This window comes from Streptomyces recifensis (assembly GCF_002154615.1).
GTDB lineage: Bacteria > Actinomycetota > Actinomycetes > Streptomycetales > Streptomycetaceae > Streptomyces > Streptomyces griseoluteus.
The window spans coordinates 1-14,829 of record NZ_MUNH01000310.1; the positions used below are offsets into that span (position 1 = coordinate 1).

Genomic DNA, 14,829 nt, shown 5'->3' on the forward strand with positions numbered 1-14,829 from the left:
AAGGTCGTCTGCGGCAACGTGAAGACCGCCAACGCCAACGTGTACATCGTCGACACCGTCCTGATGCCCAAGAGCTGACCCACCCGGCAGCGCCCGCCCGCTCCGGGGACACCGGAGCGGGCGGGCGCGCAGCCCTTTCCCCCCCTGACGCCCCACTCCCTCGAAGGGAAAGCACGATGCGCCGAACCGCCGTCGTGGGCAGCGGAGTCGCCGGACTCACCGCCGCCCACGTGCTGCGACGGGCCCACCACGTCACCCTCTACGAGGCGGACGACCGCCTCGGCGGCCACGCCCACACGCACGACCTCATGGCCCCGGACGGCCGCATCCACCGGGTCGACTCCGGCTTCATCGTGCACAACCGGCGCACCTACCCGAACCTGCTCCGCCTCTTCCGCGAACTCGGCGTCGCCACGCAGGAGTCGGAGATGAGCATGTCGGTGCGGTGCGAGGGCTGCGGCCTGGAGTACGCCGGTGCGCGCGGCGCCCGCGGCCTGCTCGCCCAGCCCCGCAACCTGCTGCGCGCCCCCTACCTGCGCATGCTCGCCGAGGTCCCCGCCTTCCACCGGGCCGCCCGCGCCCTGCTGGAGCGCGGCGGCCACTCCACGCTCACTCTGGGCCAGTTCATGGACCGGGCAGGCTTCTCCGCATACTTCCGGGCCCATTTCATGACCCCGCTGGTGTCCTGCGTATGGTCCTGCGACGCCGAGACCGCGCAGCACTATCCGGCCGCCTATCTCTTCCGGTTCCTCGACCACCACGGCATGCTCTCCGTCACCGGATCACCCGTGTGGCGCACCGTGACCGGCGGCTCACGCAGCTACGTCGACCGGGTCGCGGCCGAGGTGCAGGAGGTCCGCACCAGCGCCCCGGTCCGCACCATCCTGCGCCACGCCGACGGCGTCGACATCACCACACGGGACGGCACCACCGACTCCTACGACCACGTCGTCGTCGCCGTCCACCCCGACCAGGCGCTCCGGCTGCTCGGGGACGCCTCCGCCGACGAGAAGGAGGTGCTGGGCGCCTTCCGCTACTCCCGCAACACCACCCTGCTGCACACCGACGCCGCCCTGCTGCCCCGGGCTCCCGGCGCCCGTGCCTCCTGGAACTACCTCATGCCGAACTGTTCGGCGGGCTCGGACCGGGTACGCGTCACCTACGACATGAACCGGCTCCAGCGTCTCGACGCCTCCCGGCGCTACCTCGTCACGCTCGGCGGCGAGGACCGCGTCGACCCCTCGCGCGTGCTGGCCCGGATGAACTACGAACACCCCGTCTACACCCCTGAGTCGGTCGCGGCCCAGCAGCGGCTGCCCGAACTCGCCACCTCCGTGACGGCGTTCGCCGGCGCCTACCACGGCTGGGGGTTCCACGAGGACGGCTGCCGCAGCGGCGTCGCGGCCGCGAAGGCGCTGGGGGTGACCTGGTGACCACGCCCGCCCTCTATCCGTGCGTGGTCCGGCACACCCGGCGCGCGCCCATCCACCACGCCCTGCGCCACCGCACCTACATGTGGCTCGTCGACACCGACCACATACCCGAACTGCCCCGGCTGCTGCGCCCGCTGGCCCGGTTCCGGGCCCGCGACCACTTCACCGGCCGCGCCCCCTCGATCCGGGCCGCGCTCGACGGCTTCCTCGCCGAGCACGGCATCGACCTCGAAGGGGGCCGCGTCGTGATGCTCACCCACGCGCGCGTCCTCGGCCACGTCTTCAATCCCCTCACCCTCTACTGGTGCCACGACCCGGACGGCCGCCCCCGCTGTGTGGTGGCCGAGGTCCACAACACCTACGGCGGCCGCCACGCCTACCTGCTGCACACCGACGCGGCAGGGAAGGCAGACGTGGACAAGGAGTTCTACGTCTCGCCCTTCTATCCGGTGGACGGCCGCTACCACATGCGGCTCCCGCTGCCCGGCGAACGCCTCCAGCTCTCCCTGCGCCTGGACCGGCCCGGCAGCCCGCCCTTCACCGCCGGCGTCCACGGCACCCGCCGCCCCGCCACACCGGGCGCGCTGCTTCGGCTCTCCCTGCGCCATCCCTGGTCGACCCTCGCGGTGTCGGCCGCCATCCGTTTCCACGGCATCCGCCTGTTCCTCAGGGGCCTGCCGGTGCAGCCGCGCCAGGTCCGTCACGACCCGGAGAACGCGACATGACCACAGCCCACCCCCGCCCCACGACCAGGACCGGCGCGACACCGGTCCCGGCCCCGGTGGACGCCGGCCGCTGGCCCGACGTGGCCGCCGTGCCCAGGGCGTCACGGCCGGTGCGTACCGTAGCCGCCGCCGTCGTACGGCACGCCCTCGGCGGGCTGCCGCTGCGGGTACGGTTCCCCGACGGCACCGTCCTGGGCCAGGGCGGACCGCTCATAGAGGTGCGGGACCCGGACGCCTTCCACGCCCGCATCGGCACCACGGGCCTGATCGGCTTCGGCGAGTCGTACATGGCGGGGGAGTGGGACGCCCCCGACCTGGTCGGCGCGCTCACCGTGCTCGCCTCCCACGCCGCCGACCTCGTCCCCGCCCCGCTGCAACGGCTGCGCCGCCTGTGGGCGCTGCGCCAGCCCGCCGCCCAGCGCAACACCCGGACCGGCGCCCGCGACAACATCAGCCGCCACTACGACCTGTCGAACGACCTCTTCGCGCTCTTCCTGGACGACACCCTCACCTATTCGTCCGCCGTCTTCCGCGGCTTCCCCGCCGAGCACGCCCTGCTCCCCGCCGCCCAGCACCGCAAGATCGACCGGCTGCTGGACCTGGCGGAGGTGGGCGAGGGCACCCGGCTGCTGGAGATCGGCACCGGGTGGGGTGAACTCGCCCTGCGCGCCGCCGCCCGCGGCGCCCACGTCACCTCGCTGACCCTCTCCCGCGAACAGCGCGACCTCGCCCGGCAGCGCGTGCGCGAGGCGGGCCTCGCCGACCGGGTCGCCATCGAACTGTGCGACTACCGCGAGGCCGAGGGGACCTACGACGCCATCGTCAGCGTGGAGATGATCGAGGCGGTCGGCGCCGAGTTCTGGCCCGTGTACTTCCGCACCCTGGACGAGCGCCTCGCCCCCGGCGGCCGGGTCGCCCTGCAGGCCATCACCATGCCGCACGACCGGATGCTCGCCTCCCGGGACACCCACACCTGGATTCAGAAGTACATCTTCCCCGGCGGCCTGCTGCCCTCCGTCGAGGCCGTCGACCAGACCGTGCGGGAGCACACCCGGCTCGCCGTCACCCGGCGCGACGCCTTCGGCGCGCACTACGCCGAGACCCTCCGGCTGTGGCGCGAACGGTTCACCGAGCGCGCCGAGGACGTCGAGGACCTCGGCTTCGACCATGTCTTCCGCCGGCTGTGGACCTTCTACCTCGCCTACTCCGAGGCCGGATTCCGCTCCGGCTACCTCGACGTCCAGCAGTACCTGCTCACCAAGGAGCCCACTCGATGACCGACCTTCGCACCCCCGTCCGGACCGGCGTCGCGCACCGGCTTGCCGTGCTCGTCGAAGACGCGCTCGGGGCCCCGCTGCCGGTCCGGCTGCGCGCGTGGGACGGAAGCGAGACCGGGCCGTTTGACGCCCCCGTCGTCGTCCTGCGCTCCCGCCGGGCGCTGCGCCGCCTGCTCTGGCAGCCCGGCGAACTCGGCCTGGCCCAGGCCTACATCACCGGTGAACTCGACGTGGAGGGCGACCTCGCCGAGGGGCTGCGCGCCGCCTGGACCTCCGCGCGCGAGCGGGGCGCGCACACCCCCCGGCTCACCTTGGCGGACTGGGCCCGCGCGGTCGGGGAGGCCGCGCGGCTCGGTGTCGTCGGGCCCCGTCTGCCCGCGCCCGCGACCGAGGCCCGGCTGCGCGGCGACCGGCACACCAAGGCCCGCGACCGGGCCGCGATCAGCCACCACTACGACCTGTCCAACGACTTCTACCGCCTCCTCCTCGACGACACCATGGCCTACTCCTGCGGGTACTGGACCGCCGAGGACATGGACCCCGCCGACGCCCAGCGCGCCAAGCTGGAGCTGATCTGCCGCAAGCTCGGCCTCACCGCCGGCTCCCGGCTGCTCGACATCGGCTGCGGCTGGGGCTCGCTCACCCTGTACGCCGCCGAGCGGCACAAGGCCCGGGTCACCGCCGTCACCCTCGCCCGAGAACAGGCCGCCCACGTCCGCGAGCAGGTCCGTGAGCGCGGTCTTGAGCACCTCGTGGAGGTGGTGTGCCAGGACTACCGGGACATCACCGGCTCCGCCTACGACGCGGTCGCCACCGTGGAGATGGGCGAGCACGTCGGCGACGAGGAGTACCCCGCCTTCGCCGCCGCCCTGCACCGCATGGTCCGCCCCGAGGGCCGGGTGCTGGTCCAGCAGATGTCGCGGGGCGCCAACGCGCCGGGCGGCGGCGCGTTCATCGAGGCGTACATCGCTCCCGACATGCACATGCGGCCTCTCGGCGACACCGTCGCCCTGCTGGAGGCGGCCGGTCTGGAGGTGCGCTCGACGGAGTCGATGCGTGAGCACTACGTGCGCACCGTCGCCGCCTGGCACCGGACCCTGGAACGCCGCTGGGACGACGTCGTCGCCGTGGTCGGCACCGAGACCGCCCGCGTATGGCGGCTGTACCTGGCCGGCGGGGCGCTCGCCTTCGAGGAGGGGCGGATGGGCGTCGACCAGATCCTCTCCGTACGCCGTGACCGCAAGGGCGCCAGCGGGCTCGACCTCTCCGAGGCCGCCGACTGGTACCGGGACCTGGTGTGAGCGGCTTCGACTGGGGCGCCTTCGCCGCGAACCTCGGCTGGGCGGCGCTCACCGCGCTCGGCGTCATGGTGATCACCTTCGCCGTCGCCCTGCGCAAGGGCATGCACCGGATCGTGGACATCGCCTGGGGCGCCGCCTTCGCCGCGGTCGCCCTGGCCACCTTCGGCGCGTCGGCGGGCGAGGGAGACCTCGCCCGCCGGGCCCTCGTCACCGCCCTCACCGTCGTATGGGGCCTGCGGCTCGCCGTCCACATCGGGCGGCGCGGCCGCGGTCACGGCGAGGACCCGCGCTACGAGGAACTGCTCGACAAGGGGTCCGGCAACCGGAACCTGTACGCCTTCCGCATGATCTACCTGCTCCAGGGCGCCCTCGTCTGGCTGGTCTCCCTGCCGGTGCAGGCCGCCCAGTACGCGACCGGCCCGGTCTCGGTGCTCGCCTGGCTGGGGACGGCCCTGTGGGCGGTCGGCATCTTCTTCGAGGCCGTCGGCGACGCCCAGAAGGCCCGCTTCAAGGCCGACCCCGCCAACGAAGGCCGCATCATGGACCGGGGTCTGTGGCGCTACACCCGGCACCCCAACTACTTCGGGGACTTCTGCGTCTGGTGGGGCCTGTTCCTCGTCGCCTGCGACGGCGGAGCCGCACCCGCCGTCGTCTCGTTCGGCTCACCGCTGGTGATGAGCTATCTGCTGATCAACGGCAGCGGCAAGCGCCTGCTGGAACGCCGTATGGCCGGCCGCCCCGGCTGGGCCGAGTACGCCTCCCGCACCAGCGGCTTCTTCCCGCTGCCCCCGCGCTGACGCCGGTCCACGAAGGAGGGGAGCCCCGGATCACCGGGACTCCCCTCCTTTCCTTGTCGTCGCGTCCCCGCCTACGACGGCATGCTCAGCAGCGTCACCGGGGCGCTGGTCGGCTTGGCCGAGCCGCCCGCCGGTTCCACCGTCACGCCGACGCCCGAGGCGCCGTCCACGGGGCCCTTCAACAGCAACGACTGGCTGGCGCGTGCCGGGTCCATCAGGCCGGCGTCGCGCATCGTGCCGCCGTCGTCGAACCAGAGCTGGTACACCTTGCCCTTCGGCGGCTCGGGCATCCTCGACGACACGAACACCGCCCGGTCCCGCTGGGCGGAGACCACCACCGTGCCGGTGCCGCCGGCCACTCTCACCGTGCGGGACTTGGCGTCCGGGGCCGCCAGCACCCCGGCCAGGTCGGACGCCTGCCGCTCCGCCTGCGCCGCCCGCTGCTGGGCGTCCTGGGCGCGGTCGTACTGCCACACCGCCGTGCCGCCGAACACGGCCGCCGCCGCCACGCACGCCGCGAGCGCCCAGCGGGCCGGGGCCGCGCCGAGCGCCTTGCTCCGGCGCACCCGGTCCACCGGAGTGGTGCCGGGCGTGAGCTGACGCACCGAGCCGACGCGGTGCAGCACCTCCTCCCGCATCGCCGGGCGCACCGGCACGGTCGAGGCCAGCGCCAGCCGGGCCGCGGCCGCCTCGAACTCCGCCACCTCGCGGGCGCAGGAGGGACAGCCGGCGAGATGGCGCTCGAAGTCGGCCCGTTCGTCGTCGGGCAGCGCGTGCAGCGCGTAGGCGCCCGTCAGCATGTGCGGATCGGTCATGGTCACGCGGTCACCCCCAGGCAGTCGCGCAGCCGGATGAGGCCGTCGCGCAGTCGTGTCTTGACGGTGCCGAGCGGCAGCGCGAGCGCCTCCGCGACTTCCCGGTAGGTCAGCCCCCGGTAGTAGGCCAGCGTCACCGACTGGCGCTGGAGGTCGGTCAGCGTGCGCAGGCAGCGCCGCACCTGCTCCTGCTCCAGCCGGGACTCCACCTGTTCGGTCACCTCGTCGTACTCCGGCGTTCGGTCCAGCAGCGCCGCCTTGGTGTCACGGGCGGCGGCCGCCTCCACCGAGCGGACGCGGTCGACCGCGCGCCGGTGCGCGAGCGTCAGAATCCAGTTGATCGCGGTACCCCGGTCGGGCCGGTAGCGCGGAGCGGTGCGCCACACCTCCACCAGCACGTCCTGGGCCACCTCTTCCGACTGGGCCAGGTCGCGCAGGACCGCCCGGACGACCCCGAGCACCGGACCGGCCACGGTGTCGTAGACCGAGGCGAACGCCTCCTGATCACCGAGGGCCACCTCGTGCAGCAACTGCTGCAAGTCCGGTTCCGCTGCCGGGTTCCTGCCGATGTAGACGGCTTCCTTCACAACTGTCCTCTCCCACGTTGCGCCGGGGCGGGGCTCCCGCCTGGGGCGGCGGGAGTCGTCCCCGCGTAATCCGGGGCCGCAGCGGCCGCGGATTGGTCACCCGGACGAATAACGACGACGGGTCCGGTCTCAGACCAGCCCGGTGACGGTCACGGTGACCATCGGCGCCTCCAGACCGGGCAGCAGCCCGGCCAGCCGCACTTCCACGGCCCGTGCGACATCACGCGCCACGTCCAGCGTGCGGACGTGGCCGCGCCCCACGACGTGGATCTCCACCTGCCACGGGCCGGCCTCGCCCGGTCGGCTCAGCCGCACCCCGGAAGGCACCGTCCGGCCGCCGTTGGCCGCGCCCGCGCCGCGCGGCAGTACCGAGCGCAGCCGCCCGCCGAGGCCCGGCCGCAGGAACGCCACCCCCGGCACGGCCTCGACAGCCGCGGCGATCTCCTCGGTGAGCGTGGTGCGCAGCGCGCGGTCAGTCATCGTCCGGCCCTTCCTCGAATCCGGCCGGAGCGTCCACGAGGTCGACGATCCGGATGTCCACCGCCGTGAGCCGCAGCCCCAGCCGCAGCCGGGCCGCCCCGGTCACCCGGCGCCGCACCTCCTCGGCCGCCTCCTCCAGCGGCACGCCCAGCGGGGCGTGCACCTCCAGGCGCACCGTCACCTCGCCCCGGCCCGTGTCCGGCGGGGTGATCCGGCAGGAACCCGCGCGGACCCCGGTGACGGTCTCGGCGGCGGCCCGCAGGGTGCGCGCGGCGACCGCCTCCATCACCCACAGGTCCTCGTCGTCGTCCCCGAGCGGCACCGGCCGGCCTGGCCGCAGCTCCATCCGGACCACGTCCATCACCCGCCGGGTCAGCGCGGAGGGGTCGTAGCCGGTCTCGCCCGGGGTGGTCGCCTCGCGCAGCTCCCGTACGGTCGACTCCAGCAGCGTCAGTTCCCGCACGGCGTCCTTGCAGTACGGGCAGGTGGCGCGGTGCGGGTCGGGGTCGGCCTGTTCCCAGCCGTCCCAGACGCCGGACAGCAGCCGCCCGCAGGCGAGCCGTTCGTCGTCGCCGTCGGGCCCGGTGTACCGGTCGGGCGGATCGGTGTGCGTGGTCATCGCCAGGCCCCCAGTGCTCGTGTCAGACAGCGTCGTGCGCGGAAGACGCGGGCGCGCACCGCCTCCTGGCTGATGCCGACCGTCTCCGCGATGAACTCGTAGGAACGCCCGTCCAGTTCGCGCAATACCCAGCAGGCCCGCTGCTCCGCCGAGAGGTCGTCCAGCGCCCGGCGCATCCCGCGCACCGCGTCCCGTGCCTCGGTGACCCGCTCGGGGGAGTCGTGCTCCGGCGCGGCGAACTCCCCGGCCGCCTCCAGAGATGTCACCGGCCGGCGCGCCCGGAGGACGTTCAGGCAGCGGTTGGTGACGATGCGGTACATCCAGGTGCCGAAGGACGACTGCCGCCGGAACTCCGGCAGCCGCCGCCAGGCGCTGATGAAGGCGTCCTGCACCGCGTCCTCCGCCTCGGCGCGGTCGCCCAGCAGCCGGGTGGCGAGGCCGACGAGCGCCGGGGCGTGTTCGCGCACCAGCACCGCGAACGCCTCCTCGTCGCCCTCGGCCGCCCGCACCGTCAGCAGGCCGTCGTCCGGGTGTGTCTCCCTCGGCTCCCGTGGCGGGGTGGCGTCGGGCGCGCGTTCCGGTCCCGGATACGCGATCTGTCTGGGGACCCCCGACACCGGGCGGCTCCTCTCCGTTGTTCTGCCCCTTCGACACCTCGAAGGGGGCTTTGTGACGCGGATTTCCGCCGCGTCCCTTTCCTGCCGTGCCCCTCATCGGGTACTTCAGGCGCGAAAACCCAGGTGGATGCAGGTCATGGGGCGCGTCACCGGGGCGCGGACAGGCTTCAGCGGAGAAAATCCGGGAATCCGCGTCACATTCGTGGACCGGCCGGGTCCAACGGACGACAACAGCAGTACGGCCCATCGAGAGGACCTGGTCATGAGCGTTCAGAGCGCGCCCGCCGACACCACCGCCCCCGCGGGTCCCACCACGAAGCAGCCGCCGGCCACCACGGCCCTCGCGGGCGGCGCCACCGGTGCCGACGAGCCCGCCGCTACGCGCGGCCGGACCTCCATCGCCGACGTCGTCGTCGTCAAGGTCGCCGGGGTGGCGGCGCGCGAGATCCCCGGTGTGCACGCCATGGGCGGCGGTCTCTCCCGCACCATCGGCGCCGTCCGCGACCGCGTCCCCGGCGGCCGTTCCAACGTCGGCCGGGGCGTCAAGGTCGAGGTGGGCGAGCGGCAGACCGCCATCGACCTCGACCTGGTCGTGGAGTACGGCGTCCCCATCGCCGACCTCGCCCGCGACGTCCGGGAGAACGTCATCGACGCCGTCGAGCGGATCACCGGCCTCGAGGTCGTCGAGGTCAACGTCACCATCAACGACGTCCACCTGCCCGATGACGAGGACGGCGCCCCGGAGACCACCTCCCGCGTGGCCTGAGTCCGGGCCGGGCTCGGACGGGTAGAGCACAGCAGGGCAGCAGGGGAAGAAGAGCAGGGAAGAAGGGGACGGAGAGATGGACAGAGCGCTGGTAGGGCTGATCGCCGGCATCGCGCTGGCGTTCGCCGGCTGGTTCGGCGGCTTCGGCGCGTTCCTGCTCGTGGCCGCGCTCGGCGCGGTGGGCTACGCCGTCGGGTACTGGTTCGACCGGGGCGGACGCGCCGGGGACCTGCGGCACGCCTTCGATCGGGGCCGCCGATGACTCCCCCCGACCGGCGCGGCACCACCACGGTCTCCGACCGTGCCGTCCGCCGGATCGCCGGCCGCGCCGTCACCGAGGCGCTGCCCGGCCGCGCCGCGCGGGCGACGGGCTCCTCGGCCGAGGTACGCGGCGGCCGGGCCGAGATCGGGGTCGACGTCGCCCTGCCCTACCCGGCGCCGCTCGCCCCCACCGTGCGCCGCGTCCAAGACCATGTCACCGCCCGCACCGAGGAGTTGACCGGCCTGGACGTACGCCCGGCCCGCGTCGGCGTCACGGCGCTGACGCCGGACCGGACGACGGCACCGGAGGGCGCCACGGAAACCGTTTCCGCGCCCCTCCGCGGCCGGGTCCCGCGTCGCTGGTGGGCGCAGCGCAGGCTGCCCCTCGGCGTGCTCACCCTGCTCGCCACCCTGACCTGCGGCGCCCTCGCCACCGACCTGATCCTGGTGCACACCGGGCACCGCCCGGCCGCCCCCTGGCGCACCGGCGCCCTGCACTGGCTGTACGTGCACGGACCCGGCGAACCGCCGGTCACGGCCGCCGCCCTCGGCTGCGCCCTGCTCGGCGTCTGGCTGATCGTCCTCGCCGTCACCCCCGGCCGGCGCGGCCTGCTCACCGCCCACTCCCCGGTGCCGGCCACGCGGGTCGCCGTCGACCGGGGAACCGTCGCCGCGCTGCTCCGGGACGCGGCCGCCGGGACGGAGGGCGTGGACACCGTCGCCGTACGGGTCGGGCGCCGCCGTGCCACCGTGCGTGCCGCCCTCGCCTTCGGGGACCGCGCGGCCGTCCGGGACCAGATCACCGACGCCGCGCGCCGCGCCCTCGCCGAATGCGGACTGCGTCGCCCGCTGCGGCTGCGGGTCGCCGTACGCCCCCTGCCGGTGTGGACCCCGCCCCCGGCCGAGACCGCGCCGGCGCCCCTCGGGGCCGTGGCGACCGCCGGAGGGAGCTGATGCGCACCGCCCTGAACCGCTGCGTCCTCGCCGCCACCGGGGTGGCCCTGCTGGCCGCCGGCACCTGGCTGGCCACCGCCGACCCCGCACTCGGCGCCCGGATGCCCGCCTGGTGGCCGGAACTCTCCGGCGACGTCACCTTCCTGAGCCCCGCGCGCGTCCTCGACCTGCGGAGCCGGGGCTGGTGGACGCCCACCGTGCTGGCCGCCTCCGTCGCCGCCACCGCGCTCGGCGCCCTGTGGTGCGCCCGCCAGCTCCACGGCGGGGGACGCCGGCTGATCGCGCTCCCCGCACCCGGCGCCACCGTGCGCGCCCGCGCCCTCGAGGAGGCCGTCGCCCGCGACGCGGCCGCCCTCGACGGCGTCGCCCGCTGCCGCGCCCGCGTCCTCCCCAGACGCGGCCGGATCACCGTACGGCTGCACCTCTGGCTCCAGCCCGACACCACTCCCGACGCCGTGCTGCCCGGCGTCGCCCGGCTCCTCGGCCGGGCCGAATCGGCCGCCGCCCCCTGTCCCGTCCACGGCCGGGTGCGCCTGAGCGCCCGGTCCCACCAGGTACCGCATGTCCGCTGAACCCCACGTCCCCGCCCCCACACGCCCCCCCCCCCCCCGCCCCGCCGACTGGGGCGCGGCGCTGCGCCGCACGCCGCTGTCCATGTGGCGGGACGACGTCTCGGACGACGCCGCCGCCCTCACCTACTACGCCATCCTGACCGTGCTGCCCGCCCTGCTGGTCACCGTCATCGCCTTCGCGCTGATCAGTCCCGGCACGGCGGAACGGTTCATCACGCAGGTCACCGCCTACGCCCCGGCCGAGTCCGGCGGCGAACTCCACGACGTACTGGGCCGCATGCTGCGCCCCGATGCCGCGATCTGGCCGTTGCTGGTCGCCGGGACGGCAAGCGCCATCTGGTCCGCCTCCAGCTATCTGGCGGTCTTCCGCAGGGCCCTGCACCGGATGCACCGCGTCGAGGACCACCGTTCGCCCCTGCGCAAGGCCCACCGGATCGTGCTCACCGCGCTGGGACTGCTCGGCCTGCTCGTGGTCAGCGCCCTGGTGCTGCTGCTCACCGGGCCGGTCGCCGAAACCGCCGGGCGCTTCTTCGGCCTCGACGCCACGGTCGCCTGGGTGTGGCGCCTGCTGCGCTGGCCCCTGCTGCTGGTCCTCGCGGTCGTGCTGATCGTGGTCGTCTTCCGCACCGGCCCGGTGCAGGCCAAGCGGCGCAGCCACAGCCTGCCCGGCGGAGTGCTCGCCGCCACGCTGTGGATCACGGTGTCGGGCGGCTTCGCGCTCTACACCTCGGTACTGGGCGGCTACAGCCGACTCTACGGATCGCTCGCGGGCTCGGTCGTCTTCCTGATCTGGCTCTGGCTCTCCAACCTCGCCCTGCTCACCGGCGCCCAGTTCACCGCCGAGCTGAGCCGGACGCCGGCCGTACCGCCCCCGCCGGCCGGCTGAGCCCGGGCATCGGGGCACCCTCCCTCCGGGTGCCCCGATGCCCGGGTACGGCGGGGCGCGGCGTACGGCGAACGCACCGCGACGAATTGCCGACCGTCACCGGCCGTGTTTCGTTGAGTGCTGAGCCGCCCCGCCCCGGTGGCGGCGCCCTGGCCGGCTGGAGGAACCGTGGCCGAGAAGTTCGTGCAGATCATCGCCTTCGAGACCGACCGCATCGACGAGATGCGCACCCTGGCGATGGACATCGACCGGCGTTTCGGGGGCATGCAGCACGGCCCCACCTACCAGGCCGTCCTCAAGGACAAGAGCAAGGACGACCGCTACTACGAGGTGCTGGAGTTCCCCTCCCTGGAGGCGGCCGGCCGCAGCCGCCACGACCCCGAGGCCCGTGCCTTCGCCGAGCGCATGGCGGCCCTGTGCACCAGCCCGCCCTCCTTCATCGAGTGCGACCTGCTGGAGTCGTCCCGGCCGAGCTGACCGGGACGACTCCGGACGGCTAGCCGATCCGCCACAGATGGTCGTCGGTGCCGTTGTCCGCGAACTGCACGACCTGGGCGCTGTTGGCCGTGGACATGTTGTCCACGCCGAGCACCTTGCCGCTGTGCTTGTTCTGGAGCCGGAACCAGCCGTCACCGCTGTCCAGTTGCCGCCACAGATGGTCGTCCGTGCCGTTGTCCTCGTACTGGACGACCAGCGCGCTGTCGGCCGTCGACATGCCGTCCACGCCCAGCACCTTGCCGCTGTGACCGTTGCGGACCAGGAACCAGCCGTCCCCCCGGTCGAGCAGCTGCCAGGCGTGGTCGCCGGTCGGCGTGTCGTCGTACTGGACGACCCTGGCGCTGTTGGCCGTGGACATGTTGTCCACGGCGAGAACCTTGCCGCTGTGCTTGTTCCGTATCCGCCGGAAGGGGGGCTCCGGGGTCCACGGCCGGCCGTCCGGCGCGGCGGTGGGGAAGCTGCTGATCCGCAGCCGCGCAGCCCCCATCGGGACCAGGGTGACCGTCTCGACGGGGGAGGCGGACCGGGCCGGGCTCGGCTGGAGCGGCGCGACCACGTGCTCGTCGTCCGCGACCCACTCGGCGATACGGCGCGCCCGTGCCGTCAGCCGTACGGGCGTGCCCTCCAGGGTGAACGGGTTGGCCGGGACCGCGCCCCCCGACCGGACGAACTCCGGCACCGCGCCCGGCACCAGCCCGTAGTTCCACGGCGTGGTGGCGTGCACCTCGTACTCGGGGAAGGTGTCGTCGCCCGCGTACCGGACGTACCGCTCACCGATCCTCAGCGCGTAGGTCAGCGGGCCGTGTGCCACGCTGACCGCGTCCTTGCCGCCCGCCCAGGTGCGTACCGTGGTGCGCTGGGGGAGCTTCAGGGCGATGACGTCGCCGTTCGCCCAGGTGCGGTCCACGGTGACGAACGCGGGGCCCGGACGCGCGGCCACCGCCCGTCCGTTCACCGTGAGCACCGGGTCCGCGCACCACCCCGGCACCCGCAGGCGCAGCGGGAAGCGGACCGCGCGGGGCGTGGACAGCGTCAGCCGGACCGTCTCGCCGAAGGGGTAGTCGGTCTCCTCGGTGACGGTGACCCGCGTGCCTCCGGCCACGGTGGCCGTCACCCGGCAGGGGGCGTACAGTGCGGCCGCCAGGCCCTGGTCCGGGGTGGCGAGCCACAGCTCCTCGGTGAAACAGGGCCAGCCCATTCCGTAGTTGTGCGGACAGCAGCGGTACTGGTCGACGCCCGGCTGGAACGACTGCATGGCGAAGCCGTTCTGGAACTGCCCCTGCGTCTTCACCGCGTTGTCCAGGTCGACGCTGTTCGCGCTGGTGACGTAGTGCACCGCGCGGCCCTGCGGATCGAGCGCGGCGGGCAACATGTTGAAGGCCAGCTCCTCGCAGCGGTCCGCCCACACCGGGTCGCCGGTGACCCGCGTGAGCAGCTCGTGGCTGGCCATGAACTCCACGATCCCGCAGGTCTCGAAGCCCTGCCGGGGATCCCCGAAACCGGGCCGCAGATTCTCGTCCCCGGCGAACCCGCCACCGGGGAACTGCCCATAGGCACCGAGCACTTGGTCGTACGTGCGGTACGTGGCACCCGTGTCCGAGGCCGACCCGGAACGCCTGGCGTACTGGGCGGGCTCCCTGAAGCCCTGGGCGATGTTGACGTTGTGCGGGGTGGGCAGCGGGCCGGTCCAGTCGGCGCCCCAGGTGTGCATCTTGTCGGCGAGGTCCAGCAGGAAGGCGTCGCCGGTACGGTCGTGCAGCCACAGCGCGACATCGAGACCGTCGCCCCAGCGGGTGGCGATCCAGCTGTGGTCGAAGGCGCCCTTGCCCTGGGCGTTCATGAAGGTCAGGAAGCGGGTCAGGAACGGGATGATCCGCTGGTCACTCGTGTACTCCTGCCAGGTCCGCAGCGCCATCAGCAGCGGCAGGAACGGCCAGAAGTCGGGGCCGCCGTCGAGTGAGGTGCGCAGGCCGCGCGGGCCGAAGAACCCGTCGGACTGCTGGGTGGCCAGCACCGCGTCGATCCAGCGGCGGGCCCTGCCCAGCGCGTCGGCGTCCCCGGTGGCGATGGCGAGCGGAACGAAACCCCGGAGCCAGTAGGGCAGTTCTTCCCAGCCGGGCTTCTCCGGGTGGACCCAGCCGGAGGCGTCGAAGTCCAGGAAGTGCGAGCGCTGGTCGTAACGACCGCACAACCCGTCCAGCTGAAGCTTGAGTTGTCCGGCCAGCCAGCCACGCGCGGTGA

Annotated in this window: 17 protein-coding genes and 1 pseudogene; 12 read left to right on the forward strand and 6 right to left on the reverse strand. The window is 73.7% G+C overall.

Annotation, left to right across the window (positions count from 1 at the left end; genetic code table 11):
* The 6 genes and pseudogenes from CCN33_RS31160 to CCN33_RS17480 all read left to right on the forward strand — a co-directional run.
* Positions 1-78 (forward strand): annotated as a pseudogene (locus CCN33_RS31160) (fasciclin domain-containing protein); the annotation flags it as partial.
* A gap of 98 nt (positions 79-176) precedes the next feature.
* Positions 177-1,433 carry an NAD(P)/FAD-dependent oxidoreductase gene (locus CCN33_RS17460; RefSeq protein ID WP_086694521.1) on the forward strand — a complete coding sequence of 419 codons (1,257 nt, stop codon included), beginning with the start codon at positions 177-179 and terminating at the stop codon, positions 1,431-1,433.
* The gene (locus tag CCN33_RS17465; protein ID WP_086694522.1) at positions 1,427-2,158 is read left to right on the forward strand and encodes a DUF1365 domain-containing protein; all 732 of its coding nucleotides are present in this window, start codon (positions 1,427-1,429) and stop codon (positions 2,156-2,158) included. Before CCN33_RS17460 ends, CCN33_RS17465 begins: the two co-directional genes overlap by 7 nt.
* Positions 2,155-3,435, forward strand: a complete 1,281-nt coding sequence (locus CCN33_RS17470; RefSeq protein ID WP_086694523.1) for an SAM-dependent methyltransferase — start codon at positions 2,155-2,157, stop codon at positions 3,433-3,435. Before CCN33_RS17465 ends, CCN33_RS17470 begins: the two co-directional genes overlap by 4 nt.
* Positions 3,432-4,736 carry an SAM-dependent methyltransferase gene (locus CCN33_RS17475; RefSeq protein ID WP_086694524.1) on the forward strand — a complete coding sequence of 435 codons (1,305 nt, stop codon included), beginning with the start codon at positions 3,432-3,434 and terminating at the stop codon, positions 4,734-4,736. Before CCN33_RS17470 ends, CCN33_RS17475 begins: the two co-directional genes overlap by 4 nt.
* On the forward strand, positions 4,733-5,533 hold the full coding sequence (locus CCN33_RS17480; RefSeq protein WP_086694525.1) for a DUF1295 domain-containing protein: 801 nt from the start codon (positions 4,733-4,735) through the stop codon (positions 5,531-5,533). Before CCN33_RS17475 ends, CCN33_RS17480 begins: the two co-directional genes overlap by 4 nt.
* A gap of 71 nt (positions 5,534-5,604) precedes the next feature.
* Here the strand turns inward: CCN33_RS17480 and CCN33_RS17485 are convergent, their stop codons facing one another.
* The 5 genes from CCN33_RS17485 to CCN33_RS17505 all read right to left on the reverse strand — a co-directional run bounded on the left by CCN33_RS17485 (position 5,605) and on the right by CCN33_RS17505 (position 8,651).
* The gene (locus CCN33_RS17485) at positions 5,605-6,354 is read right to left on the reverse strand and encodes an anti-sigma factor (protein ID WP_086694526.1); all 750 of its coding nucleotides are present in this window, start codon (positions 6,352-6,354) and stop codon (positions 5,605-5,607) included.
* Positions 6,351-6,935 (reverse strand): sigma-70 family RNA polymerase sigma factor, encoded by a 585-nt coding sequence (locus tag CCN33_RS17490; protein WP_086694527.1) that lies wholly within the window; start codon positions 6,933-6,935, stop codon positions 6,351-6,353. The genes CCN33_RS17485 and CCN33_RS17490 overlap by 4 nt, the downstream gene beginning before the upstream one ends.
* A gap of 129 nt (positions 6,936-7,064) precedes the next feature.
* Positions 7,065-7,415 carry a hypothetical protein gene (locus CCN33_RS17495; protein ID WP_086694528.1) on the reverse strand — a complete coding sequence of 117 codons (351 nt, stop codon included), beginning with the start codon at positions 7,413-7,415 and terminating at the stop codon, positions 7,065-7,067.
* Entirely contained in the window at positions 7,408-8,034 is a 627-nt protein-coding gene (locus tag CCN33_RS32080; RefSeq protein WP_086694529.1) for an Asp23/Gls24 family envelope stress response protein, read from the reverse strand. Before CCN33_RS32080 ends, CCN33_RS17495 begins: the two co-directional genes overlap by 8 nt.
* Entirely contained in the window at positions 8,031-8,651 is a 621-nt protein-coding gene (locus CCN33_RS17505; protein ID WP_400908582.1) for an RNA polymerase sigma factor, read from the reverse strand. Before CCN33_RS17505 ends, CCN33_RS32080 begins: the two co-directional genes overlap by 4 nt.
* Positions 8,652-8,913: 262 nt before the next feature.
* Between CCN33_RS17505 and CCN33_RS17510 the strand changes: the two genes are divergently transcribed.
* The 6 genes from CCN33_RS17510 (at position 8,914) to CCN33_RS17535 (ending at position 12,567) form a co-directional block, all read left to right on the forward strand.
* Entirely contained in the window at positions 8,914-9,417 is a 504-nt protein-coding gene (locus CCN33_RS17510) for an Asp23/Gls24 family envelope stress response protein (protein WP_086694530.1), read from the forward strand.
* Between the two features lie 76 nt (positions 9,418-9,493).
* Positions 9,494-9,679: a hypothetical protein gene (locus CCN33_RS17515; protein ID WP_086694531.1), complete on the forward strand. Its 186-nt coding sequence runs from the start codon at positions 9,494-9,496 to the stop codon at positions 9,677-9,679.
* A complete protein-coding gene (locus tag CCN33_RS17520) occupies positions 9,676-10,632 on the forward strand; it encodes a DUF6286 domain-containing Asp23/Gls24 family envelope stress response protein (protein WP_086694532.1) in 957 nt (318 codons plus the stop codon). Before CCN33_RS17515 ends, CCN33_RS17520 begins: the two co-directional genes overlap by 4 nt.
* Positions 10,632-11,204, forward strand: a complete 573-nt coding sequence (locus CCN33_RS17525; RefSeq protein WP_086694533.1) for a hypothetical protein — start codon at positions 10,632-10,634, stop codon at positions 11,202-11,204. Before CCN33_RS17520 ends, CCN33_RS17525 begins: the two co-directional genes overlap by 1 nt.
* Entirely contained in the window at positions 11,194-12,090 is an 897-nt protein-coding gene (locus tag CCN33_RS17530) for a YihY/virulence factor BrkB family protein (protein WP_086694534.1), read from the forward strand. The genes CCN33_RS17525 and CCN33_RS17530 overlap by 11 nt, the downstream gene beginning before the upstream one ends.
* A 168-nt stretch (positions 12,091-12,258) precedes the next feature.
* Complete coding sequence (locus CCN33_RS17535; RefSeq protein WP_242625579.1) at positions 12,259-12,567, forward strand: hypothetical protein; 309 nt, start codon at positions 12,259-12,261, stop codon at positions 12,565-12,567.
* 19 nt (positions 12,568-12,586) lie between these two features.
* Here the strand turns inward: CCN33_RS17535 and CCN33_RS17540 are convergent.
* On the reverse strand, positions 12,587-14,829 hold a 2,243-nt coding region (locus tag CCN33_RS17540; protein ID WP_086694535.1), incomplete at its 5' end, for an RICIN domain-containing protein.